This window comes from Pseudomonas sp. TNT2022 ID642, from assembly GCF_028656995.1.
Lineage (GTDB): Bacteria > Pseudomonadota > Gammaproteobacteria > Pseudomonadales > Pseudomonadaceae > Aquipseudomonas.
Window position 1 is genome coordinate 120157 of the sequence record NZ_JAMDGW010000018.1, and the last position, 22398, is coordinate 142554.

General features: G+C 57.8%; 22 protein-coding genes and 1 pseudogene. 12 read left to right on the forward strand and 11 right to left on the reverse strand.

Annotation, left to right across the window (positions count from 1 at the left end):
* Positions 1–17 precede the first annotated feature (17 nt).
* The gene (locus M5G26_RS18035) at positions 18–839 is read right to left on the reverse strand and encodes a hypothetical protein (protein ID WP_273916128.1); all 822 of its coding nucleotides are present in this window, start codon (positions 837–839) and stop codon (positions 18–20) included.
* A gap of 646 nt (positions 840–1485) precedes the next feature.
* Here M5G26_RS18035 and M5G26_RS18040 point away from each other — a divergent pair.
* A complete protein-coding gene (locus tag M5G26_RS18040) occupies positions 1486–1848 on the forward strand; it encodes a DUF6124 family protein (protein WP_273916129.1) in 363 nt (120 codons plus the stop codon).
* Positions 1849–1969: 121 nt separating this feature from the next.
* Here M5G26_RS18040 and M5G26_RS18045 read toward each other — a convergent pair whose 3' ends face one another.
* Positions 1970–2374, reverse strand: coding sequence for a DUF7079 family protein (locus M5G26_RS18045; RefSeq protein WP_273916130.1), 405 nt, complete (start codon positions 2372–2374; stop codon positions 1970–1972).
* A 446-nt stretch (positions 2375–2820) separates the two neighbouring features.
* Between M5G26_RS18045 and M5G26_RS18050 the strand changes: the two genes are divergently transcribed.
* Together M5G26_RS18050 and M5G26_RS18055 are read left to right on the forward strand one after the other, a co-directional pair.
* Positions 2821–3723 (forward strand): hypothetical protein, encoded by a 903-nt coding sequence (locus M5G26_RS18050; RefSeq protein WP_273916131.1) that lies wholly within the window; start codon positions 2821–2823, stop codon positions 3721–3723.
* A gap of 521 nt (positions 3724–4244) precedes the next feature.
* Positions 4245–4607, forward strand: a complete 363-nt coding sequence (locus tag M5G26_RS18055; RefSeq protein ID WP_122608670.1) for a DUF6124 family protein — start codon at positions 4245–4247, stop codon at positions 4605–4607.
* Positions 4608–4693: 86 nt separating this feature from the next.
* Here the strand turns inward: M5G26_RS18055 and M5G26_RS18060 are convergent, their stop codons facing one another.
* From M5G26_RS18060 to M5G26_RS18070, 3 genes are all read right to left on the reverse strand, one after another.
* The gene (locus M5G26_RS18060) at positions 4694–6109 is read right to left on the reverse strand and encodes an amino acid permease (RefSeq protein WP_273916132.1); all 1416 of its coding nucleotides are present in this window, start codon (positions 6107–6109) and stop codon (positions 4694–4696) included.
* Positions 6110–6236: 127 nt separating this feature from the next.
* Positions 6237–7289, reverse strand: a complete 1053-nt coding sequence (locus M5G26_RS18065; RefSeq protein WP_273916133.1) for an ornithine cyclodeaminase — start codon at positions 7287–7289, stop codon at positions 6237–6239.
* Between the two features lie 50 nt (positions 7290–7339).
* The gene (locus M5G26_RS18070) at positions 7340–8374 is read right to left on the reverse strand and encodes a histone deacetylase family protein (RefSeq protein ID WP_007915526.1); all 1035 of its coding nucleotides are present in this window, start codon (positions 8372–8374) and stop codon (positions 7340–7342) included.
* A 119-nt stretch (positions 8375–8493) separates the two neighbouring features.
* Here M5G26_RS18070 and M5G26_RS18075 point away from each other — a divergent pair, with 119 nt between their 5' ends.
* From M5G26_RS18075 to M5G26_RS18090, 5 genes and pseudogenes are all read left to right on the forward strand, one after another.
* Positions 8494–8994 carry an Lrp/AsnC family transcriptional regulator gene (locus M5G26_RS18075; RefSeq protein WP_103306326.1) on the forward strand — a complete coding sequence of 167 codons (501 nt, stop codon included), beginning with the start codon at positions 8494–8496 and terminating at the stop codon, positions 8992–8994.
* Positions 8995–9406: 412 nt separating this feature from the next.
* Positions 9407–10483: pseudogene (locus M5G26_RS29555) on the forward strand (methyl-accepting chemotaxis protein); the annotation flags it as partial.
* 78 nt (positions 10484–10561) lie between these two features.
* The gene (locus M5G26_RS29560) at positions 10562–11341 is read left to right on the forward strand and encodes a methyl-accepting chemotaxis protein (RefSeq protein ID WP_443218392.1); all 780 of its coding nucleotides are present in this window, start codon (positions 10562–10564) and stop codon (positions 11339–11341) included.
* Positions 11342–11482: 141 nt separating this feature from the next.
* Positions 11483–12262 carry a S6 modification regulatory phosphodiesterase RimA gene (gene rimA, locus M5G26_RS18085; RefSeq protein ID WP_273916158.1) on the forward strand — a complete coding sequence of 260 codons (780 nt, stop codon included), beginning with the start codon at positions 11483–11485 and terminating at the stop codon, positions 12260–12262.
* Positions 12263–12438: 176 nt separating this feature from the next.
* Positions 12439–12651 carry a hypothetical protein gene (locus M5G26_RS18090; protein WP_273916135.1) on the forward strand — a complete coding sequence of 71 codons (213 nt, stop codon included), beginning with the start codon at positions 12439–12441 and terminating at the stop codon, positions 12649–12651.
* Between the two features lie 3 nt (positions 12652–12654).
* Here the strand turns inward: M5G26_RS18090 and M5G26_RS18095 are convergent, their stop codons facing one another.
* Complete coding sequence (locus M5G26_RS18095; RefSeq protein WP_273916136.1) at positions 12655–13446, reverse strand: transporter substrate-binding domain-containing protein; 792 nt, start codon at positions 13444–13446, stop codon at positions 12655–12657.
* Between the two features lie 104 nt (positions 13447–13550).
* Positions 13551–14192: an FMN-dependent NADH-azoreductase gene (locus M5G26_RS18100; protein WP_273916137.1), complete on the reverse strand. Its 642-nt coding sequence runs from the start codon at positions 14190–14192 to the stop codon at positions 13551–13553.
* Between the two features lie 102 nt (positions 14193–14294).
* On the opposite strand from M5G26_RS18100, the gene M5G26_RS18105 reads away from it, so the two are divergent.
* The gene (locus tag M5G26_RS18105) at positions 14295–15149 is read left to right on the forward strand and encodes a LysR substrate-binding domain-containing protein (RefSeq protein ID WP_273916138.1); all 855 of its coding nucleotides are present in this window, start codon (positions 14295–14297) and stop codon (positions 15147–15149) included.
* Positions 15150–15155: 6 nt separating this feature from the next.
* Here the strand turns inward: M5G26_RS18105 and M5G26_RS18110 are convergent, their stop codons facing one another.
* Complete coding sequence (locus M5G26_RS18110) at positions 15156–15626, reverse strand: hypothetical protein (protein ID WP_273916139.1); 471 nt, start codon at positions 15624–15626, stop codon at positions 15156–15158.
* A 166-nt stretch (positions 15627–15792) separates the two neighbouring features.
* On the opposite strand from M5G26_RS18110, the gene M5G26_RS18115 reads away from it, so the two are divergent.
* Positions 15793–16458, forward strand: a complete 666-nt coding sequence (locus M5G26_RS18115; protein WP_273916140.1) for a ribonuclease T2 — start codon at positions 15793–15795, stop codon at positions 16456–16458.
* A 352-nt stretch (positions 16459–16810) separates the two neighbouring features.
* Positions 16811–18379: a sensor domain-containing diguanylate cyclase gene (locus tag M5G26_RS18120; protein ID WP_273916141.1), complete on the forward strand. Its 1569-nt coding sequence runs from the start codon at positions 16811–16813 to the stop codon at positions 18377–18379.
* 224 nt (positions 18380–18603) lie between these two features.
* On the opposite strand, the gene M5G26_RS18125 is transcribed toward M5G26_RS18120, so the two are convergent.
* Entirely contained in the window at positions 18604–18903 is a 300-nt protein-coding gene (locus tag M5G26_RS18125; RefSeq protein WP_110720605.1) for a hypothetical protein, read from the reverse strand.
* A 186-nt stretch (positions 18904–19089) separates the two neighbouring features.
* Between M5G26_RS18125 and M5G26_RS18130 the strand changes: the two genes are divergently transcribed.
* Complete coding sequence (locus tag M5G26_RS18130) at positions 19090–19530, forward strand: carboxymuconolactone decarboxylase family protein (protein ID WP_034156377.1); 441 nt, start codon at positions 19090–19092, stop codon at positions 19528–19530.
* A 108-nt stretch (positions 19531–19638) separates the two neighbouring features.
* On the opposite strand, the gene M5G26_RS18135 is transcribed toward M5G26_RS18130, so the two are convergent.
* Together M5G26_RS18135 and M5G26_RS18140 are read right to left on the reverse strand one after the other, a co-directional pair.
* On the reverse strand, positions 19639–21231 hold the full coding sequence (locus M5G26_RS18135) for a DHA2 family efflux MFS transporter permease subunit (RefSeq protein ID WP_273916142.1): 1593 nt from the start codon (positions 21229–21231) through the stop codon (positions 19639–19641).
* Positions 21228–22337, reverse strand: a complete 1110-nt coding sequence (locus M5G26_RS18140) for an HlyD family secretion protein (RefSeq protein ID WP_273916143.1) — start codon at positions 22335–22337, stop codon at positions 21228–21230. The genes M5G26_RS18135 and M5G26_RS18140 overlap by 4 nt, the downstream gene beginning before the upstream one ends.
* Positions 22338–22398: the final 61 nt, after the last annotated feature.

The window sequence follows — 22398 nt, forward strand, 5'->3', positions numbered from 1 at the left end:
CTTGTTGGAGGTTGGATTCAGTCCTTGACGCGGACGTCGATGTCACTGATCAAGCCGACAGTGCTGGAGACGCGAGCCGTGGAAAGACAGGTGAAGTTGCACAGGGCCTGGTACACCGGGTGGCCCGACGCGCCGTTGCTGACATCGATATCGCTGAAACCGAAGCTGACCTGCTGAAATCCCTGGGCATCGAACACGGGGAGGTTCGTCAGCAAGAGGCGACGCAGGGCGTTGCGCAGTGCCAGGCGTTCGTCACTGTTCAGCGACCACGCCAGAACACGAATGCTGTTTTTCTCCAGCCAGCCCTCGGACTCCTCGCCCTCGTCGCCATACAAGACGCCCATGCCACTCTCTTCGCCGGCACGATTGACCGGGTTGGCGCCCTCAAGCTGCAATGTGACGTAAGGAAATTTCAGCTCGGGCGACGGGGTGGGAGCCGTGGTGTAAACCGCGATGTAGCCCAGCTCGGGGCTGAAGTTGCCGCGCTGCACTTCAACCAACAGCCCGGCCTCCAGGCGATCGCGCAAGAAACCGACTGAGTCGTGTGACTGATCCACATACGTGGCGCGAGGCGTGGCGTTGACGCTCGCCGCGGACAACCAGGTGCTGCCATTCCAGTAGTACGGTCGGTAAAAGACCATGACGTCATTGGCCAGCGATGCCACATCCACAAAATTGCTTTCGCTGCCTTCGTAGGCGCGCAGGGCGCCCGGGTCATCCGGCCCCGTGAAGGTGTCGGAGGCTTTGCGCAGGACGCGCCAGTTCAGCGAGCCGACGGGGGGTTCGAGGAATACACGCAGGGCATTGCCACTGGGGAGCGGCCGAATAATCGAGATCATGCCTGGATGTTGCTGTCACGACGGCGGGAGGGGGGCAGAAATGAATTGGTCGGGGCGGGAGGTGAGGGATTTTTTGCTGAGTACCTTGGGTTTAGAAAAGCTGTTGCTTGAATTTTGCTTAAGCAGAGGTGCTTGTTTTTGTAAAGCGATGAAAAATATAAGGATTTATTTTATATGGCTCCAGTCCATCATCGGAGCGACGGAAAGCGCACGGAAAAAACCGCTGTGTGCTCTGCACTGGTGACAGCATTTAAGTCGATCAGCGTGCTCGTAGAGCCTTTCCAAACGGAAAAAACGTGTTTGTTTAAATGAAGCCTGTTCCTGCAGTCCTAAGCCTACACTCCCTTGCGCCTCCCCCTACACCTAAGACAGAATCCCCCGGCTTGTGCCTCTAGCCCGCAGGTTCTATCGTCCCTACGTCACTGAAAACCAGTGATCGGGTTTGGTAGCCCGTCTCCGTCAGAAGCACAAGACTACTGTCTTGCGACGACGTTTCTCGTCTTCGTTTTATGGTGGTCATGCGCGGGGCGTCTTCGGATGCGCCGGGGTTCCTGACGACCGGTCTACCAACCTGCGTATGGCCTCCACCCTTCGTTTGGTAGCGAGAGTGATGGCTCCTTTTCGTTCATCCGTCAGGAGTTACACCATGTTCAAACCAACACCGAATCCGCCAGAAACCGATCCCGCATCCCCCTACGAATCCCTGAACTCCAAAAAACTCCACGAAGCCGCCGAGCGCGCACTCGATCACTACCTCCTTCCCGCCGGCCACATCATGGCCAGCGTCAACGAGCCCGAGCGCATGTACTTCGCAAACCCCAAATACGACTCGGAATCCCTGCTGGCCAACGCCAGTGAAACGCTGAGTTCCGCCTCGGAAATGCTCAACAACTTCGCCGCAGCACTCGACCCCTCGCACCGCAAAACCGCGTTGGGCATCGCGCAGGTTGTGATGTTGGGAGAGTTGGCGGTGAATCAGGCGTTGGATAACGTTGAGGTGAAGGCGTAAAGCCTGTCCCGCTGTGGCGAGGGGTTTGACCGTCGCCACGGTGGGACTGAAACGTGCTTTGATCGAAAAGGATCACATGTCTCTGCTCGGTGGTAACCGGGGCTATCGAGCACGGCAGCGCTCATTTTTGGTAATGCTTGGAAATCTCTTTCCATATGTATTTGTATCGAAATTCAAGCCAGCGAATCAGCAGTTTGTCTAGCTGACGTCTGAAACGGCTTCGTTCTCGAGCTTTCAATGTTTCTGTGATGTCAGCCTTCAACTGCTCCAGATTGAACGCAGACCAAATCATTGGGATCACGGTCTCGAGATTCGTATGGCAAACCGGTGCGACTTCTTCATAGAGGATTCGCTTGATCTCTTGCCGATCGTAATCCTCGGTCTGGCGCGCGATGAATTCGTAGTTGACCTCATTGTCGACAAACGCGTCGGATAACGACCAATAGACATCGGAGCGCTCTTTTTCAGTCGCTGATGCCCAGCTTCGCTTGGCGGGAGCAGTGTTGGAGGAGGTTGGTTTGTCCATGTTTGACTTCCTGTCTCAATGGAGGCGAGCGTATAAAGCCTGACCGAATCACACCTTAAAAAACAGTCTTTGGTATGTCTATGCTCGCGCAGTCAAAACCAACGGTAAAAGGGGAGAGATTTATTTTTTGACGCTAGTTGGACGTGCAAATTTGTACTCGGTCGGTTGATACCCCTCGTGCCAGACCCATCATGGCGCCAGCGAGGTCGAGTGCGTGTAGGCCGCGAATCCGAAGTACGACACCGAATCCATGCTTGCGATCTCAGCAAACCCTGGTTCAGGCACCGAAATGTTCAACAACTTCTCTGCAGCGCTGGCTCCCGCACAACAAAGGCCGTGCGGGCATTGCTGAGGGAGTGGTTAGCGAATTGGGCATCGGGACCGTTAAGGGGCAGGCTCTGTATCCATTCGATTCGTTGAAGCGACCCGTTTTGTGAAAAAATAGTGTGCGGCGTCTGGATCTCTTTGATCCGGCCCAAGATAACCCAGCAATGAAAATTTGGATGGAACTAAAATTGAACAGTACGCAGGATAGCAATTTCGAACTGAGTGGGCGTCAGCGCTTCGCCAAATGGCTTATGGATAAAAACGCTGTATTTTGTTCAACGGCATCAAGAAGTCAAAAATTGTATGCGTTTGGTTACTCTATCGCACTCAGTGTAATTGTAATGCGACTTGTTGGGTTTCATGGGGGTGTTAATCTTCTGTATTTTGTAATGCTCATGCTAGGGCTTGGAGTTACTTCAGATCTTGTCATGGTTTATAAGCGGATTTGGGAGTCTTCCTTAGGTAAGGCATTCTTGCTTGTTGTTTATTTCTTACTGTCTAATGTCGCCCTTGGACTGTCGGAGAATGCTATCAATATCGTAACGAAAGTAGACTTCATATCAGTTACCTACACAAAGGCGATACTCACGGTAATAATGATTCCGTTGTTTGCGTGGGTTGTTTCGGTTTTTTTGCTGACTATGAGTTTTGTTTTTCTTCCAATAGTTTTTATGTTTTTACTTATGGGTAAAGACTTGGCTCAGAATCCTTGCTTTAGTTTTGTTGGAAAGATATTTAGCAGCTTTCTTGCCAAGACAACGCTGGCTGCTCGTTTTTTTGCTTTTTTACTACTGTTCGTATTTGTGAAGACTGAAGGGCAAGAATGGGCTCGTGGCTATGACAGTTTTTTGGATAAACAATTGCCATTTTCATTGTACTTGTTAGAGGGTAGAAGTTTTACAAATTGCACACTGGGTGAGAAAGAGCGAGGTATAAAAGGAGAGGATGGACAGTATTTGATAATAAAGGAAGGTGCGCAAGGATACTCGTTCAGGACGGATGTTTGTAAAAAGGAAAAATAGATCTACGCGTGTCGAGTGCTATGTGCTCGACACTTTTTTCTTTGGTGACTCATGGCAGGAATCGCGCATATTGGTCTTCCCAATTAGTCTCGAGTTGCATTTTTAATGCTCTGGGTGTGTGACGTGGAAATTCCTTTATCCACTTGGAAGCCAAACATGATGAAGCTGCATTTGTTTAAAGGATGCTGCTCGTCATAAGCAATACCCTACAACACCTTGCGCCACCCCCTACAGCTAAGACAGAATCCCCCGGCTTGTGCGTCTAGCCCGCAGGTTCTATCGTCCCCACATCACTGAAAACCAGTGATCGGGTTTGGTAGCCCGCTTCGTGTCTAGATGCATCGCATCACCAAATTCAGTCGCTTTCCCAGGACTCGGATTTCATGGTGGTCATGCGTGGGGCCCATTCGTGGGCGCCGGGTTCTAGTGCGACCGGTCTACCAACCCGCGTATGTCCGCCACCCATCGTTTGGTAGCGTGGGTGATGGCTCCTTTTAGTAATCGCGCTAGAGGTTCCATCTATGTTCAAAGTAACGCCCAACCCACCAGAAACCGATCCCGCATCCCCCTACGAATCCCTCAACTCCAAAAAACTCCACGAAGCCGCCGAACGCGCCCTCGATCACTACCTCCTTCCCGCCGGCCACATCATGGCCAGCGTCAACGAGCCCGAGCGCATGTACCTCGCCAACCCAAAGTACGACTCGGAATCCCTGCTGGCCAACGCCAGTGAAACGCTGAGTTCCGCCTCGGAGATGCTCAACAACTTCGCCGCAGCACTCGAACCCTCACACCGCAAAACCGCTTTGGGCATTGCGCAGGTGGTGATGTTGGGGGAGTTGGCGGTGAATCAGGCGTTGGATAACGTTGAGGTGAAGGCGTAAAGCCTGTCCCGCCGTGGGCAGGTGAAATGCTCGTTCACTGATAACCAAAAGCCGTCACTTCCAGGTGACGGCTTTCGCTCGCAGCTCTAACCAAACTGACCCGCCGACTCAACCGCAGATTTCGGCTTCCTCATCCGCGTCAACTGGTAAGCAATCCCCAGCCAAACAAACCACCCCGGCATGACCATCAACGCAATCCGCGTATCAGGCCGCAACGCCAGCAACCCCAGCACAAACCCCAAAAACGCCAACGAGAACCAAGCCATCGGCACACCGCCCGGCATCTTGTAAGCCGATTTCGCATGCAGATCCGGGCGTTTTTTCCGGTAGGCGATGTAAGACGCGAGGATGGTCGACCAGGTGAAGATCACCAGAATCGCCGACACGGTGGAGACGATGGTGAACGCGGTCATGACTTCCGGCACGATGAACAGCACCAGCACGCCGACCAGCATCAACAGCGTGGTGAACGCCAGGCTCAGCAGCGGCATGCTGTTGCTCGACAGTCGGCGGAATATGCCGGGGGCGTTGTCTTGGTTGGCCAGCCCGAACAGCATGCGGCTCGATGAAAACACGCCGCTGTTGGCCGAGGAGGCCGCTGAGGTCAGGACCACGAAGTTGACGATGCCGGCGGCTGCGGGAAACCCGGCGACGAGGAACAGTTCGACAAAGGGGCTTTTGACTGGAGAAACCTGTTGCCACGAGGTCACGGCAATAATGCAGGTCAGTGCCAGGACGTAGAACAGGATGATCCGCAGCGGAATCGAGTTGATCGCTTTGGGCAGGGTATTCTCTGGCGAGCGGGTTTCGGCGGCGGCGGTGCCGATCAGTTCGGTGCCGGCGAAGGAGAAGATCGCCATTTGAAATCCGGCGAAGAAGCCGAACAAACCGTTGGGGAACGCCGCCTGTTTGTCCACCAGGTGACTCAGGGACGCGGTGACGCCACTGGGCGAGACGAACGAGCTGGCAATCAGCACGGTGCTGACGCCGATCAGGGTCACGACGGCGATGATCTTGATGATCGCGAACCAGAATTCCACTTCACCGAACAGCCTGACGGTCAGCACGTTGAGGGCGAACAGGGTTGCCAGCATGCCGACGGCGGGTATCCACGCCGGTACGTCGGGGAACCAGTACTGGAAGAAGCCGCCGACCACGACGGCATCGCCGATCACCGCCACGCTCCAGCTCAGCCAGTACGACCAGCCGAGGAAGAACGCCGCGCGCGGGCCGAGGTAGGCACCGGCGAAGTCGGCGAAGGTTTTGAAGTTGAGGTTGGACAGGAGCATTTCGCCCATGGCGCGCATGACGAAAAACACGAACAGGCCGATGATCATGTAGATGAGGATGATCGACGTCCCGGAGAGCGCGATGATCTTTCCGGAGCCCATGAACAGTCCGGTCCCGATGGCACCGCCCATGGCCATTAACTGGATATGACGATTGCTGAGCGTGCGCTGCAGCGCGGGCTGTTCAGGCAGCCCGGAAGGGGTCGATTTCATTGCAAAACCTCTTGATTTTATGTTTTTGAGTTTTGGCAGAAAGTAGGTGTCGAGCGTTCTTGTTAGAGGTGCAGCGGCTAAGCACAAGGTGAATCGCCCCCTGTGGCTGGGGGGCGGCGATTACCGATCAACTGACGGTGCGCAGACGCGAGGCTTTGGCCGGTTGCGGATCGAGCAGTTGGAAGAGGTTTTTGATGTTGGACGGCGTCGGCACCAGGTGGATGCGCTGGCCGATTTGCTGTGCCTGAGCCAGGTCATTCACGTAACGCAGTGAGGAAAAGTCCTCAAGGGCAAAACCCACCGAATCGAACACCGTCACCTGCGCATCGTTTTCGCGTCCGGCGACTTCGCCCTGCACAATCCGGAAAAACTCGATCACCGGGGAATCGGCTGCCAGTTGCTGAATGTCGCCTTCAATGCGCGTTTGCGGTTCGAATTCGACGATGACCCGGGCGTTGCGCAGGATTTCGGCGTGCAGTTCGGTTTTACCCGGGCAGTCACCGCCGACCGCGTTGATGTGCATGCCGGGCTCGATCATCTCGGGGGTCAGAATCGTTGCGTAGGCTTTGTCGGCGGTAACGGTGGTGACGATGTCCGCGCCCTTTACCGCGTCCTTCACCGAGCTGGCCAGAATCACGTCGATGTCCGGGTACGCCGCGAGGTTGTGCTTCAACTTGAGTGAAGCGTCGTGATCGATATCGAAGATGCGGATTTCAGTGATGCCCAACATTTCATGGAAGGCCAGCGCCTGAAATTCACTTTGCGCACCGTTGCCAATGAGGGCCATTGAGGTCGCACCCGGGCGAGCCAGCGATTTCGCCACCAGCGCCGAGGTTGCGGCGGTGCGAACGGCGGTGGTCAGTGTCAGTTCGCTGAGTAGGGTGGGGTAGCCACTCTGCACATCGGCCAGCAGACCGAAGGCCATGACCGTGAGCAGATTCTGCTGGCCGTTGTTCGGGTGGCCATTCACGTATTTGAACGAGTACTGCTGGCCGTCGTCGGTGGGCATCAACTCGATCACGCCGTCCGCCGAGTGATTGGCCGTGCGCGGCGATTTATCAAACTGCGCCCAGCGTGCGTAATCCGCTTCGATGTAGCCGGCCATTTCGCGAATGGCGCGGCGGATACCGACTTGGGTGAACAGGCGTGCAGCATCATCGACATCAATAAAAAGCGTCATGGTCTTATTCTCCGATCCAGTCATTGAAAGGTTGTAGCGCGCGGGCTGGCTCAGCTGCGTTTGCTCTCGAAACCGTGCAGCACGTTGACCGCATTGATACCGATCTCATCGACCATGTAGCCGCCCTCCATGACGAACAGAGTCGGGCAGCCGACGCTGGCGATCAGTTCACCGATGCCGATGAAATCCTCGCTTTCCAGCAGGAAGTGGCTGATGGGGTCGTCCTTGAACGTGTCGACACCGAGGGAAATCACCAGCACTTCAGGGGCGAACTGCTGGAGCTTTTTGCAGGCGTGGAGCAGGGCGTTGCGGTAGCTCTCCCAGGTGGTGTTTTTCGGCAGGGGATAGTTGAGGTTGTAACCCTCGCCGACACCCGCGCCGACTTCGTGGCTGTAACCCGAAAAGTACGGATAGGACACCGCCGGTTCGCCGTGCAACGAGACGAACATGACGTCGCTGCGCTGGTAAAAAATGTTCTGCGTGCCGTTGCCGTGATGGAAGTCGACGTCGAGCACCGCGACACGTTTGGCGCCTTGGGTGATGGCTTGTTGCGCGGCAATGGCGGCGTTGTTGAGGTAGCAATAACCGCCCATGTATTCGCGCGCGGCGTGATGGCCGGGCGGACGGCACAGGGCGAAGGCACTGTCGTGGCCTTCATCGAGCAGGGCCAGGCCAGTGAGGGCGATATCGGCGCTGGTTTTTACCGCTTGCCAGGTCGTGGCGGTGATCGGTGAGCCGGCATCCATCGCATAAAAACCGAGCTTTCCGTCGATGAACGTCGGCACCTCTTCGCCGGCTAGATCGCGCACTGGCCAGACCAGTGGCAAGGCGTCGTGAGTGCGACCGGTTGCGCTCCATTCGGCCCAGGCAGTTTCGAGAAAACTGACGTAGCGCTCGCTGTGCGCGTTGACGTAGCACGAGCGGTCAAACGCGCGTGGTTCAACGATCTGCCCGAGGCCGACCTGTTTCACGCGGTTGTGCACGGTGTCGGCCCGACTCGGTTGTTCGAACGACGGCTTGAGCACGCCGTCTTTCAATTCGGTGCCGTGGTGCAAACGGTGGGAATCACTGAAAACTGTAAACATTCTGCGCATCCGTTATTGTTAGCTAGTGCAAATATTCTGTTCCGGCTTGGCTGCGCTTTCTTTGCTTTGTTTTCGTGGTTTGGTTGATTAATCGGGCGTTTTTACTCAGGAATGGCGTCATGCAGAAAAAAATATCCAAACGCATCAGCCTCGACGAGACCGACCTGGCGATTCTTGAGTTGTTGCAGGAGGACGCGAGTATTTCCAACGCTGAACTCAGCGAGCGACTGTCGCTGAGCCTTACGCCGTGCTGGCGGCGGCGCAAGCGCATGGAGGAGGCGGGAGTCATCAAGGGCTATCAGGCCAATCTTGATCGGCGAATGCTCGGGCTGGATATCATGGCGTTCGTGCACATTCGTTTTTCCACCCACGCCGACCACGCGCCGGACGCCTTCGAGGCGGTGATTGCGCAATTGCCGCAGGTGGTGGCCTGCCACAAGATCACCGGCGATGCCGATTATGTGTTGCAGGTGTTGGCGGAGGATCTTGATAGCTACAGCGACTTCATTGAGCAGGTGCTCAGGCGTCAGGTGGGGATTGCCTCCATTCAGTCGAGTCTGGCGTTGCGCGAGGTCAAGACTGGGAGCCGGATTGCGATTCCCAAGCCAGCAAAGGACTGAGTCGGCAGGCGTCTGATTCAGCATTTTCAGCCTGGTTTTTCGCCAGTAGCGATGTGCCATAAACCATGATGGCAATGCGTCATCACACCGCTCAAAAAGTTCAACGATTGTACAAAAATATAAAGTTGTACAAGTTTTCGCAAAATTACTAGCATCCCTCCAGACACCTTTGCTGAAACGATAAATCCAGCGTGCAGACGCCCTGTCTGCGACGTGATGGGTTTGTCTGCCGGTGCTCGCGTCGGGTGTTTCTCGACGCTTCAACAGCATCTGCATTTGCATTTCCGGGACAGTTGGAGCGTCCCGTATTACGCCTTGGATGACGACCCCCGAATGTCTGGACGGTGACTGTGGTTACCAGAGATCAATTTTTTGTGCCTGGCGTTTCGCGTCAGGGCGTTTGAGGCTGAATATGGCAGTAGCATCGAATTTCCTGGGTGACATCAAAGTTTCCCGCAAGCTGGGAACCGGCTTCGGCATTCTTCTGCTGGCCGTTTTGGCGGTTGCCTTCATTGGCTATAACAGCAACAGCGTGCTGGTTGATCGCTTGAGTACGACGCGTCTGATCGGCACGTTGAATGACGCGACGCAAGATATGCGTCTGTCTGAGAAACAGTACGAGGCCGCGGCTGACGCAGCGTTCGCCGAGTCCTATAACGCGCAGTTGAATGTCTTGCAGGGCCTTGTGAGCAAGGCGCTGGACACGTTGACGCGCGCTGAAAACCAGCAAGCCTTGAAGGCGTTGCAATCCACGATTGTCACCTACGACCAAAAGGTCAAGCGGCTGATCGCTGCTGATCAGTCGACCACCGATGCCCTGAAACCGCTGACTGCGCTGTCGGACAAGTACGCGCAAACTTTTGCCGGCATGCTTGAAGCCACCACGACCAATGCGCTGGCGTCTGCCGACGGCGAACGCGTTCGGGATCTGCGCACGGTGGCCGACTTGCGCAATGGCATGACCACGTTTCGCCTGATGTTGCGTCGTTACATTGCGGTGCCTAACGACGCGAACAAAAAACTGATGATGGAAACCATCGATACCTTCTTGAGTGATATCACCAAGGCGCGTAGCAACTTGCCGGCGACCCTGTCGAGTCAACTGGAAGAAGCGCACGCCGGGATGCGTCGTTATCGCGAAGTATTGGTGGAAGTGGCCGAGCTGTTTGAGCAGAAGCAGAACATGCGCGAGCAGGTCGACCAGGAAAGCAAGGCGATGGACAAGATCATGAATGGCCTGATGGACACCCAGCAGCGCCTGGCGCGTGAAGATCAGCACTCAGCCTTTGTTCAGATCGCCGTATTGACCGTGTTGGCGCTGGTGATCGGGCTGTTTGCTTCGGTGGTCATCTCGCGCCAGATCACTGCACCGCTGGCGCTGACGGTTGAACTGGCTCGACGGATTGCCAAGGGCGATCTGACGGTACAGGCCAAATCAAACCGCAAAGACGAGTTGGGCGATCTGCAAAATGCGATGCAGGACATGGCGCAAAACCTCAACACACTGGTGCAAGGTATCGGCAATGGCGTGACGCATATTTCCACTTCTGCGGAAAAGCTCTCGGCCATGAGCGAGCAGACCAGCGCTGGCGTGCGTCAGCAAAAAAGCGAAGTGGATCAAGTCGCCACGGCGATGCACGAAATGGCTTCGACGGTGCAGGAAGTTGCGCGTAACACGACCGATGCGTCCGCCGCCGCGACCCTGGCCGATCAACAGGCGCGCCACGGCAGTACGGTGGTGAAGCAGGCGACGTTGCAGATCAGTGAGCTCGCGTTGGCCATTGAAGAGTTGGGCGGCGCGATGAACGTGCTGTCTCAGGACAGTGAGCAGATCGGCAAAGTGATCGATGTCATCAAAGCCGTCGCCGAGCAGACCAATCTGCTCGCGTTGAACGCCGCAATCGAAGCCGCGCGGGCGGGAGAACAGGGGCGTGGGTTCGCCGTGGTGGCAGACGAAGTGCGCTCGCTGGCGCAGCGGACACAGGACTCGACCAAGGAAATCGAAGCGCTGATTGTCACCCTGCAACAAGGCGCGCAAGCGGCCTCGACACTGATGGCCTCCAGCCGCGAGCGCACCCTCGATACGGTGGTGTTGGCGCAGAAGGCCGAGTTGGCAATCACCGAGATCAACCAGTCCATCGGTACGATCCAGGAGATGAGCCTGCAAATCTCGGCCGCTGCCGAGCAGCAAAGTGCCGTGGCCGACGAGATCAATCGCAGCATCGTCAGCGTACGGGATGTGGCTGACCAGTCGGCGGTTGCCAGTGAGGAGAGTGCGGCTGCGACGGTCGAGTTGGCGTCACTGGGGCAGGACCTGCAGCGAATGACCGCGCATTTCCGCACCTGATCATTTGTATGTAGAGCACGCGGCGCCTTCAAATATTCAGGCGCCGTCGGGCTGCAGTTGTCGCCTGGTTTGCAGATGAGTCAGTCCTGCGGCTGTTTATTAACCGCCATGGAAGGTTACAACCCGTTATCAGAGGGTGTCATGACCGACTTTCCAACATCATTCGCGTCTGCCGGAGGCTGCCAGGGCTGTAAGAGCAAAGGCATGTCGGACATGGATTTTGCCTTCGCCTTTCAGCCCATTGTGGATCTGCGCGATCAAACGACGTTTGCCCACGAAGCGTTGGTTCGAGGCGTGAAGGGTGAAGGTGCCTTGTCTGTCCTGGAGCAGGTGGACGATCAAAACCGTTATCGATTCGATCAACTGTGTCGTGTGCGGGCGATTTCCACGGCGGCTGAGTTAGGGATGACGCAGTACCTGTCGATCAATTTTTTGCCGAATGCCGTTTACCGGCCTCAGATGTGTATTCGCAGCACGCTGGAAGCGGCGCGCACTTACGGCTTTCCGCTGGAGCGGCTGATCTTCGAAGCAGTAGAAGGCGAGCACGTTGAAAGCAACAAGCATTTGATGACTATCTTGCGTGAGTATCGCGAGTTTGGTTTCAAGACGGCGATCGACGACTTTGGCGCAGGCTATTCCGGCCTTAACTTGTTGGCGGATTTTCAACCGGATCTTATCAAGCTGGATATGGCGTTGATCCGCAATATTCACCGTGACCGGGTGCGCCAGACCATCGTGCGTAACGTGGTGAACATGTGTAGAGAGTTGGGCGTGGAGGTGATCGCCGAGGGCATAGAAGATGCCGAGGAACGAGATTTTCTCGCCGATTGCGGTATTTACTTGATGCAGGGTTACTGGTTCGCCAGGCCTGCCTTCAAATCATTGGCGCAGATCCCGACGAGTGCGTGGCTGGAGAGATGATCTCTTTCAGCTCGCACTGATCCGCTCGATAACTTGGCTCAGCGCCGGACCTTTGTTGAGCCATTCAGCGTTGGTAGTCCCCCTGTCGATGAGCAAAGTTTCATCTTGCCGGGTGCGGCGCAGGCCTAGGATGTTCAGACAAGATCGACGCTGTTCATCCCGAGGGGAGTCGTGCCATGCGCCTTACTGTCGTCAAAGTGCTGTTGATTGCTGCTGCAGTATCGGTATTGAGTGCCTGTTCCGGCGCGGGTGGTTTGACCTCCACCAGTTGTTTCTCCAGCGACTGTCAGTCGCCGGAGGGGCGCAACGCCAATACGTTGAAGTTTGGCGGCAACAGTATTGGCAGCAGCCTCAATCAGTACAGCTCCGGCATGCTGCATGACGATTAAGGATTACTGCGCGGCAGGTACGGCAATCCATTCGCTCAGGGTTTGCTGATACTTGCCGGTGACTTTGCTCAAGTGCAGCCACTGATCGACGTACAGTTTCCAGCTGATGTCATCGCGCGGCAGCAGATAAGCCTTCTCGCCGTACTGCATGTACTGATGCGGATTCACCGCGCACAAGCCAGGCTTGAGTTTCTGCTGATACAGCGCTTCCGAGGCGTCGGTGATCATCACGTCGGCCTTGTTGTCGAGCAGTTGCTGGAAGATCGTCACGTTGTCGTGCAGGGCCAGTTGCGCTTTGGGCAGGAAGGCGTGGACGAAGGCTTCGTTGGTACCGCCGGCGGGTTCGACCAGGCGCACGCCGGGCTGGTTGATCTGTTCGACTGTCTGGTACTTGCTGACATCGGCGCAGCGTACCAGCGGGATCTTGCCGTCGGTGTCGAGGGTGTTGCTGAAGTAGGCTTTTTTCTGCCGTTCGAGCGTCACCGAAATGCCGCCCATACCGATGTCGCACTTGCCGGCCTGCATGTCCGGCATCAGGGTTTTCCAGGTGGTTTGCACCCATTGCACTTTGACGCCGAGGCTGTCGGCCAGCGAGCGGGCCATGGCGATGTCGATGCCTTCGAAGTCGCCGTCGGGGCGTTTGAAGGTATAGGGCTTGTAGTCGCCGGTGGTGCACACGCGCAACTGGCCTTGTTGCTGGATGCTGTCGAGGTGCGAAGGGGGTTCCTGAGCCTGAACGGCGGTGGCCAATGTCAGCGCACCGCAGAGAGTCATCGTGCTTTTTAGAATTGTCATTGAGCTGGGGGCTTCTGAAAGGGAAGGTGGCCCAGTGTAGTAAAAGCCTTTAGTGAGTGTCATCAGAATGGATCGCTGAGCGGCGGATGACTGTTTTGACCGCTTCAGCAGGCGAGATGATCGGCCAGATCCCGCGCCTGTTGTGACGCCGCGAGCCGCGACTCACGATCAATGTCTTCGCCGAGAATGGTCTTCTCGACGCTCAACTCATGCACATCGCTGATGCCGATAAACTCGAGCCACGCGGCCACATAAGGTTTCTGAAAATCGAAGCGTTCGGCGGGCGTGGCCGATTGCGCCGAGAAATCCATCCCGCACGCATAGGCGCCCACGGCGGTTTTGTTTTTCAGCAGACCTTGCAGACCATGCTGCGGATCGAAGCTGAAGAGGATGTCTTTCTGCGACACCAGGTCGATGAAGTGCTTGAGTTTGTAGGGAATGCTGAAATTCCACAGTGGCACCGACAGCACAATCAGGTCGGCGCGATGCAGGTACGCGGCGAGGTGCTTGAGTTCATTCCACGCCGATTGTTGGGCGGGCGTCAGCGGCGTACCGCTGAGGCCGGCGTACTTGGCGTTCATCGCTTCCTCGTCGAACTCCGGCAGGTGCAAGCTCCACAGATCCAGGGTTTCGACGTGGGTCTGCGGCTGATGCTGCAGATAACGGTCGATGAAGCTGCGGGCCACTTGCAGTGAGGCAGAGCGTTGTTTGCGCGGTGAGCATTCGATGTGCAGAAGGGTGGTCACGTGAAGCCTCGGCAGTCGGTGGAGTGAGTGAGAGGCATTGCAACATAGCTCTCTTCAAACTATAAATCGTGAATAAATCATCCATTGATCACGTATCTAACTATGTTTGACGCCCTGCTGCTCAAGACCTTTGTGACCGTTGTCGATGAGGACGGCTTCAGTCGTGCCGCAGAAAAACTGCATCTGACCCAATCGGCGGTCAGCGGCCATCTGCGCCGACTCGAAGAACAAATCGGCAAACCGCTGCTCAAGCGCACCACTCGTTCTCAGCAACTCACCGCCGACGGCGAGCGTTTGATCGCCTATGCGCGGACGATTCTGGCGCTGAACCGCGATGCCTGGGCGCAGCTCAAGCGCACGCCGTTTCAGGGGCGGGTGCGGATTGGCGTGTCTGAGGATTTTGTCGAGGCGCGGTTGCTGCGCGCGTTGCAGGATTGCGCGGCGCAGCATCCGGGGATGGAGATCGATGTGCAGGTGAACATTCCGGGGACGTTGCTGGGCCAGATGCGGCAGGGTGATCTGGAAATGGTCATCGGCTCGCTGTGCGAAACCGGCGAGTCGGGGCGTTTGCTTTGGCAAGAACCACTGGTGTGGGCGTGGGCCGCGCAACCCGTGATTCAACTGCCGACGCCATTGCCGCTGGCGCTGTTTCCGGAACCATGTCCGTATCGTGAAGCAGCGCTGACGCGTTTGGCTCAGGCGGGCATTTCCCAGCGCACCGCGATGCTGTGCTCGAGCACCGCCGGGTTACGCGCGGCGGCGCAGTCAGGATTTGCCGTGGCGCCGATGCCGGCGAGTCAGGTGGGGCAGGGGTTGGCAGCGCTGGGCGCGGAACAGGGCTTGCCGGATTTGCCGGATGCGCAGTTCCGCTTGTTTGTCGCACCTCACGCTGATCCGCAGATAATCGATGCGGTATCGCAGGTGATCGTCGAATTTTGCTCGGCGCGGCGGCAGTAATCGGGGCTAGAGGCCGAGGCCTTCCTGCACCGCCTGCAAAAGATTGTTTTCGGTCAGCGCGATGGCATCCAACTGCTGGCCCGTTTCAATCGACTGCACCCACCAATGGCTTTCACCGTGTTCATCCACGGTACGCAGCAGATAGGTGTCCGTGGCTGACGGGATGATCTGCACCCGCCCGGCGCCATCCTCGGTAAACCGTGCGATGGGATCAAATGTCAGGCTTCGATCATTGGCTTCGATCACCAATTGGTCGATGGCGTAATCGTGGGATTCACCATCGGGTGAAGTTTCGCAAACGTGGGTCGGATTGCGGCGAATCTTCAGGCCGACTTCGATCACCGGTTTCAGCCACTCTTCGATACGGTGGAACAGGCTGTCTACCTGCTTCGGCCAGCAATCGATCTCCAGCGCGGCATCGGCATGGGTGTGCCGGGTTTGCTTGAGTTTGGCGGCGAGTTCGTCTGCTTTACTCATTTCGGATCCCTTGGTTTGATGTCTGCCTGTTAATCGTAGACCTTACAACGGCGTGCGGCGTTGCCTTGCGTCATGCGCTTGCAACACAAGCATGGCGAAATCAGCGCTGGCCAAGTCTGGTCAGGATCGAAAACCACGGACGCAGGCGTCCCAAAGGAGTGGGTACATGAAAAAGCTGTTTACAATTTTGGCAGTGATTGCGCTGACGGCCGGTAGCATCGGTTTGAGTTCGGCGCGGCAATCACAGTCGAGCAAAGCCCAGGCGGAATCGGTGGCGGGGGTATTCGATTACTACCTGCTGGCGTTGTCCTGGTCGCCGACCTTTTGTTTGACGCACAAGGACGACTCGCAGTGCACGGGCAAGGGCTACGGCTTCGTGCTGCACGGTTTGTGGCCGCAATACGCCAAGGGTGGCTGGCCTGAATCCTGCCCGCCGCTGACTGCGCTGAACGCGGCGCAAACCACCCAGGGATTGACGCTGTTCCCGACCAAAAAACTGCTCGACCACGAATGGTCCAAGCACGGCACCTGCAGCGGCCTCGGCGCAATGGGCTATCTGGATGAAGCGGACAAAGCCGTGGCGGCGGTGAAAATCCCCGATGAACTGCAACCGTTCAGCAGTTCCTATTACTTCGAAGCCCAGGAAATCGCCGACCTGTTCCGCAAGGCCAACCCGGGCATTCCGGCGGATGGCATCGCCGTCATTTGCAGTGGCCCGGAGTTGTCGGAAGTACGCGTGTGCATGGGCAAGGATCTGCAGTTCGGCGCGTGTGGCAAGGGCGTGAAAACCCAGTGCCGGGCGGGGGATATTCGGGTGCCGCCGTCGCGTTGACAGGCCTGAGTGTATCGGCTGAACACTAAACCTGTGGCGAGGGCTTAAGATCCCTCGCCATAGGGCTTTCGGCAAGCCTGAGTCATCAGATACCCGTCTGCATCCACGGCCAACTCTCCCCGCAAAAATTCCATCAACCCACGCTGCGACCCGCTCAAAAAGCCTTCACAACTGACTAACCCTAAAGAGGCAATCGAAAATAAATCTGCGAACAGCGATCATCCAAACTCGCTGCGCGCCGATATAACTGGGTGGGACCTAGGCGTTTGCCCCCTACATCCCGGTGGGCTACGCTCACAAACATAAGGGTTTTCCCGCTGGCGCCCTTGTCGTACCTGCCCAGGACTTGCTTTTGCCTATCCCCATTCACGACCCGCAACAGGCCCCCGGCGCGCTTAAACGCCTGCCGTTACGCAAAGCCGCGGTGCTGTTTATCGTTGCAGTGAGTCTGTGCCTGTGCGGTTTGCTGTACCTGCAACTGGAGCAGTCGCGACGGCAGGATCTGGCGGTGGCGAAGGTGGCTTCGAGCAACCTGACCCGGGCGATGGCGCAGCAGGCGGAGGACACATTCCTCGCCGCCGATCTGGTGATGACCAGCCTGGTCGACTGGATTCAGGACGACGGCTACGGCGCCGCGCAGAAACCGCGTTTACAAAGAACTTTTGCCCGACGGGTGCAGCAACTCGATCAGTTGCACGGGGTGTTCCTGTTCGATCGCGAAGGCCAATGGGTGATTACCTCGTTTGCCGATCTGCCCCGTGGCAATGGCGTGGCGGACCGCGAGTACTTCAAGTTTCACCAGCAGAATGCCTCGACGCTGGCGCACATCGGTCCGGCAATCCGCAGCCGCGAGAACGGCGAGTGGGTCATCCCGATCTCCAAGCGCGTCAATGATCATGCCGGCAATTTTCAGGGGGTGTTGCTGGCCGGGATCAAGATGTCGTACTTCGACCGCTTCTTCGAAAGCTTCAGCCTCGATGACCAAGGCATCATGTTTCTCGGTCTGAGCGACGGCACCTTGCTCGCCCGCCGTCCGTTCGATGAAAACCTGATCGGCACGTCGCTGGCGCAAGGGCGGATTTATCGCACGTTGCTGCCCGAGGCCGCTGCCGGCACGGCGATGATCGATTCGGTGGTCGATGGCGTTGTGCGTTTGTACGGCTATCGGCGCTTGGCGGCGTATCCGCTGGTGGTGTCGGCGGCGACCTCGCGCGACACGATTCTCAAGGGCTGGTACGAGCGCGCGTTTCAGTCGAGTGTGATTGTCGCCCTGGTGATTCTCGGCATCGGCCTGTTTGGCTGGGTGTTCATTCATCAGGTGCGTGACGGCGAACGGATCGAGAAAAACCTGCGCAAGGCGCAGCGCACGCTGGAGCAGATCGCGACCCACGACAGCCTGACCGGGCTGGCCAATCGACGTCTGTTCGAGCGTTCGCTGGAGATCGAATTCGCCCGTGGCGCGCGGCAGGTCAGCCCGGTCAGCCTGATCATGCTCGATATCGATTTCTTCAAACGCTACAACGATGCCTATGGTCATGTCGCCGGCGATCATTGTCTGACTCAGGTCGCCCAGGTGCTGCAGACGTGCTGCCAACGCAAGTCGGATCTGGCGGTACGCTACGGTGGTGAAGAGTTTGCGGTGTTGTTGCCGGGCACTGACATCAACGGCGCGCTGGCGATTGCCGGACAGATCCGCCGCAGTGTGATCGACAAGCACATCATCCACAGCGGCTCGCCGACCGGGTATCTGACGGTGAGTCTGGGCTGTTATTCGTTTATTCCGAGCGGCAATGACAGTCCGGAAGTGTTTATCCAGCGTGCCGATGCGGCGCTGTATCAGGCAAAAAATGCCGGACGCAATCGTGCGGCAGTGTTGTCGCTGGACAGCGGCCTGGCCGAGTTGATGCGCTCCGATCGCTGACCCAGAGCCTGGCACAAACCCTACGGTTGAGAGGGTATTGTGTGATTGTCGCAGGAACTTGTGGGAGCTGGCTTGCCAGCGATAACGGTCGGTCAGTCAAGGAAGATGTTGACTGTGCTGACGCTATCGCTGGCAAGCCAGCTCCCACAGTGATTTTCATCAAGCCAAGGTTATGTGAATACCCATACAACCGAGGGTTTTCACCACGGGTGGCTCTTGTTCGTTCAGCCGCCCGTGCCACCGCCCGCACCGCCAGTCCCGCCACCTGCCGAACCGGTGCCGCCGCCAGCCCCCGAACCCGAACCGCTGGCGCCGCCGTTGGTGCCGGTACCGGAACCGGCACCGTCGGAGCCATTACCGCCCGAAGGCGCGCCCGGCGTGTTATCCGGTGGCATGGTCGAACCGCTCGTAGCGCCGGATTTGGTGCCGGTGGCGTCAGCGCCATCGTTGGCGGCGAAGCTGGCGGCCGAGGCGCTGGCCAGCAGGCCGGCGAGTAATAACGAGGTAAGTTTGCGCGTGATCATGATCAGTCTCCAGAAAGGGTCTGTACCTGATATTGGTCTGACGCGCAGACCCCTTGGTGCCGGGCGGCTGACGAGCGGTCAGCGGTGAAACCGAGTGGCCTACTGATCTTCTGGAATATTGGCTATTTGTCGAACCGGGTGTGAGGGCTAACGTAGCCACACATTCACTTGCTACCCGGAGCTACCATGCAACCTCGTACCGATTTCTACACCGCCTCCCCAGACGCCTTGAAAGCGATGATGGCTCTGGAAACGGCTGTGTCCAGACTGCCGCTGGAAAAAACCCTGATCGAGCTGGTCAAGCTGCGCGCTTCGCAAATCAACGGCTGCGCATTCTGCATCGACATGCACACCACCGATGCGATCAAGGGCGGCGAAACCCCGCGTCGGCTGTTCGCGGTGACCGCATGGCGTGAAGCGCCGTTCTTCAGCGACCGCGAACGCGCCGCGCTGCTGTGGACTGAATCGCTGACGCAACTGAGCCTGACCCACGCCCCGGACGAAGATTACGATGTGGTCGCGGCGCAGTTCACGCCCAAAGAAATGGTCGACCTGAGCGTGGCGATCAACACCATCAACAGCTGGAATCGTCTGGCGGTGGGCTTCCGCAAAATCCCACAGGCTTAAGCTGCCCACAATCCTCTGTAGGAGCTGCCGAAGGCTGCGATCTTTTGACTTTGCTTTTAAAAGACAAGATCAAAAGATCGCAGCCTTCGGCAGCTCCTACAGGAGGCATCAATGCCCATCCGCACTCGGCGCCGCCGGTGGTTGCACTTTGCGCATCAAGGGCACCATCGCGGTGGCGATGACGAAGCATGCCCCGATCATCAAAAAGGTGTCGCCGTAGGTCTGGGTTTGCGCCTCGCGGTAAGTCAGCAGCCACAACTGGCGCAGGCTGGCGGTGACACCGATGTCGCCGCTCTGGCCCAGACTCGCGAGGTTGCCGCCGACCTGCGCCAGCCACTGATTCATCGCTTCATTGCTGCTGTTCAAGTGTTCGGCCAACCGCGTGAAGTGCAGGTTGGTGCGGTCATTGAGAATCGTCGCACACGCCGCAATACCAATCGCCCCACCCAGATTGCGCATCAGATTGAACAACCCCGACGCATGCTTCAAACGTGCCGGCGCCAACCCTCCCAAGGTCAATGTCACAGCTGGCGGCACCGCCAGTTGCTGGGCAATTCCGCGTAACGCTTGCGGTAGCATCAACTCGCCGGCACCCCAGTCGTGGGTGATCGGGCTGAACTCCCACATCGACACCGCGAACAGGCCCAGACCGATCATCATGATCCAGCGCAGGTCCATGCGATTGGCCAGAAAGGCATACAACGGAATCGCCATGATCTGGAACACGCCGGTGGAGAAAACCGCCAGACCAATGTCCAGTGCGCTATAGCCGCGCACCCGGCCGAGGAATAGCGGCGTCAGGTAAATCGTCGCGAACAGGCCAATGCCAGTGACGAACGAAAAGAAACAGCCGAGGGCGAAATTGCGATCCTTCAACGCACGCAGATCAACGATCGGATTGGCCACGTGCAAGGTGCGGCCAATGAAAGCCAATCCGGCGAGGCCGCTGATCCACGCGGTCGTCAGAATGGTCTGATCGCTGAACCAGTTCCAGCGCGGGCCTTCTTCGAGGGTGTATTCCAGGCAACCAAGGAACAGCGCGAGAAACACCATGCTCAGATAGTCCGCGCCTTTGAGCAGGGACAATTCCGGTTGGTCGATTTTCACCAGCATCGGCACCGCAACGGCAACGAAAATCCCCGGCACCAGGTTGATATAGAACAGCCAGTGCCACGAGGAAATATCAGTAATCCAGCCGCCGATCACCGGCCCCAATGTCGGCGCCAGTGACGCGACTGCGCCGATGGTCGCGGCGGCAATCACCCGTTGTTTGCCGGTGAAGAAAAAGAACGCGGTGGTAAACACCAGCGGGATCATCGAGCCGCCAAGAAAACCTTGCAGCGCCCGAAAGGCAATCATGCTCTGGATATTCCAGGCCACACCGCAGAGCAAACTGGCGAGGGTGAAGCCGACCGCCGAAGCGCAGAACAACCAGCGTGTGGAAAACACCCGCGACAGCCAGCCGGACAGCGGAATCACGATGATTTCGGCGATCAGGTAACTGGTCTGCACCCACGCGGTTTCGTCGGTGCCGGCGGACAGCCCGCCGCCGATATCGCGCAGCGACGCCGAGACGATCTGGATATCCAACAGCGCGATGAACATGCCGATGCACATGGTTGCGAAGGCGAACACCTTGGTCGCGGTCTCCATGTCCGCCGCATTGAATGGTTGTGCGGGAGCGGCGAGGGCGTTGCTCATGGCGCGACGGCCACGGCGCTGGTTTCCGGTTGCGCGCGGGTGTCGACTTCTGCCGTCACCGACAGGCCCGGACGCAAGTGACCGAGCACGCCGTCGGCCGGGTCGAGGAGGATGCGCACCGGCACGCGCTGGACAATTTTGGTGAAGTTGCCGGTGGCGTTTTCCGGTGGCAGCACGCTGAACTGTGAGCCGGTCGCGGGGGCGAGGCTGTCGAGGCGACCGTGGAATTCCTGACCGGCGAGCACGTCGGCACGGATGCTCACGCGCTGCCCGGGTTTCATCCGCGCCAATTGGTCTTCCTTGAAATTGGCATCGACCCACAGGCCGCTGGCCGGCACCACTGACAACTGTTGTGAACCGGCCTGGGCATAGGCGCCGACCCGTGCGCGACGGTTGCCGATCACCCCATCGACCGGCGCGCGCAGTTCGGTGTAGCCGAGGTTCAGTTGTGCCAGATCACGTTCGGCGCGGGCTTGTTGAAGGGCGGCGCGGGCCTGTTGTTTCTGGGTGTCGATCACCGCCAGTTGGCGTTGCGCGGCGAGCAGTTCGGCCTGGGCGCGGGCGCTCAGGGCTTGCGCGGTTTTGAAGGTGGCGTCGGCGCGTTGTGCGCTTTCTACCGACACGGCATTGGTGGTCACCAGGCGTTTGTAGCGCGCGTTGTCATCCCGTGAACGTGCGGTTTCCGCACCGGCAGCATCGATGCCGGCGCGGGCCTGGCCGATCACCGCTTGTTGCAGTTGTTCGGTGGCGTCGAGGTTGGCCAGCAGGGCTTCTTCGGCGGCCACTGCGCCTTCGGCCTTGGCGAGGTTGGCGCGATAGTCGCGGGCGTCGAGACGAATCAGCACGTCGCCAGCCTTGACGTGCTGGTTGTCGCTGACCAGCACTTCGTCGATGTAACCGGCGACTTTCGGCCCGATCACCGTGACGTCGCCACCAATATAGGCATCGTCGGTTTCTTCGAGAAAACGCCCGGCGCCCCACCAGTGCACGGCGTATACACCGGCGAAGATCAGCGCGAGCAATCCGGCGCCGGGAAGCAGCAAGCGTTTGAGCAGGGGAGGCCTGGTCTTCACCACAACAGGTTCGAGGGTGGGCATGCTGGTCATGGCGGATTACCTGAGTAAGCGGATCGTTATTACGGCTGTAATATGACGTAGGTAATATTTG

What these genes read in the sequence shown, in the direction of transcription:
- M5G26_RS18055 (WP_122608670.1), top strand. Translation starts at nt 4,245, where the DNA reads ATGTTCAAAGTAACGCCCAACCCACCAGAAACCGATCCCGCATCCCCC.
- M5G26_RS29560 (WP_443218392.1), top strand. Translation starts at nt 10,562, where the DNA reads ATGAGCGAGCAGACCAGCGCTGGCGTGCGTCAGCAAAAAAGCGAAGTG.
- M5G26_RS18060 (WP_273916132.1), bottom strand. Translation starts at nt 6,109, where the DNA reads ATGAAATCGACCCCTTCCGGGCTGCCTGAACAGCCCGCGCTGCAGCGC.
- M5G26_RS18045 (WP_273916130.1), bottom strand. Translation starts at nt 2,374, where the DNA reads ATGGACAAACCAACCTCCTCCAACACTGCTCCCGCCAAGCGAAGCTGG.
- M5G26_RS18135 (WP_273916142.1), bottom strand. Translation starts at nt 21,231, where the DNA reads ATGAGCAACGCCCTCGCCGCTCCCGCACAACCATTCAATGCGGCGGAC.
- M5G26_RS18105 (WP_273916138.1), top strand. Translation starts at nt 14,295, where the DNA reads ATGTTTGACGCCCTGCTGCTCAAGACCTTTGTGACCGTTGTCGATGAG.
- M5G26_RS18110 (WP_273916139.1), bottom strand. Translation starts at nt 15,626, where the DNA reads ATGAGTAAAGCAGACGAACTCGCCGCCAAACTCAAGCAAACCCGGCAC.
- rimA (WP_273916158.1), top strand. Translation starts at nt 11,483, where the DNA reads ATGACCGACTTTCCAACATCATTCGCGTCTGCCGGAGGCTGCCAGGGC.
- M5G26_RS18040 (WP_273916129.1), top strand. Translation starts at nt 1,486, where the DNA reads ATGTTCAAACCAACACCGAATCCGCCAGAAACCGATCCCGCATCCCCC.
- M5G26_RS18130 (WP_034156377.1), top strand. Translation starts at nt 19,090, where the DNA reads ATGCAACCTCGTACCGATTTCTACACCGCCTCCCCAGACGCCTTGAAA.
- M5G26_RS18090 (WP_273916135.1), top strand. Translation starts at nt 12,439, where the DNA reads ATGCGCCTTACTGTCGTCAAAGTGCTGTTGATTGCTGCTGCAGTATCG.
- M5G26_RS18125 (WP_110720605.1), bottom strand. Translation starts at nt 18,903, where the DNA reads ATGATCACGCGCAAACTTACCTCGTTATTACTCGCCGGCCTGCTGGCC.
- M5G26_RS18035 (WP_273916128.1), bottom strand. Translation starts at nt 839, where the DNA reads ATGATCTCGATTATTCGGCCGCTCCCCAGTGGCAATGCCCTGCGTGTA.
- M5G26_RS18075 (WP_103306326.1), top strand. Translation starts at nt 8,494, where the DNA reads ATGCAGAAAAAAATATCCAAACGCATCAGCCTCGACGAGACCGACCTG.
- M5G26_RS18115 (WP_273916140.1), top strand. Translation starts at nt 15,793, where the DNA reads ATGAAAAAGCTGTTTACAATTTTGGCAGTGATTGCGCTGACGGCCGGT.
- M5G26_RS18140 (WP_273916143.1), bottom strand. Translation starts at nt 22,337, where the DNA reads ATGACCAGCATGCCCACCCTCGAACCTGTTGTGGTGAAGACCAGGCCT.
- M5G26_RS18095 (WP_273916136.1), bottom strand. Translation starts at nt 13,446, where the DNA reads ATGACAATTCTAAAAAGCACGATGACTCTCTGCGGTGCGCTGACATTG.
- M5G26_RS18070 (WP_007915526.1), bottom strand. Translation starts at nt 8,374, where the DNA reads ATGTTTACAGTTTTCAGTGATTCCCACCGTTTGCACCACGGCACCGAA.
- M5G26_RS18065 (WP_273916133.1), bottom strand. Translation starts at nt 7,289, where the DNA reads ATGACGCTTTTTATTGATGTCGATGATGCTGCACGCCTGTTCACCCAA.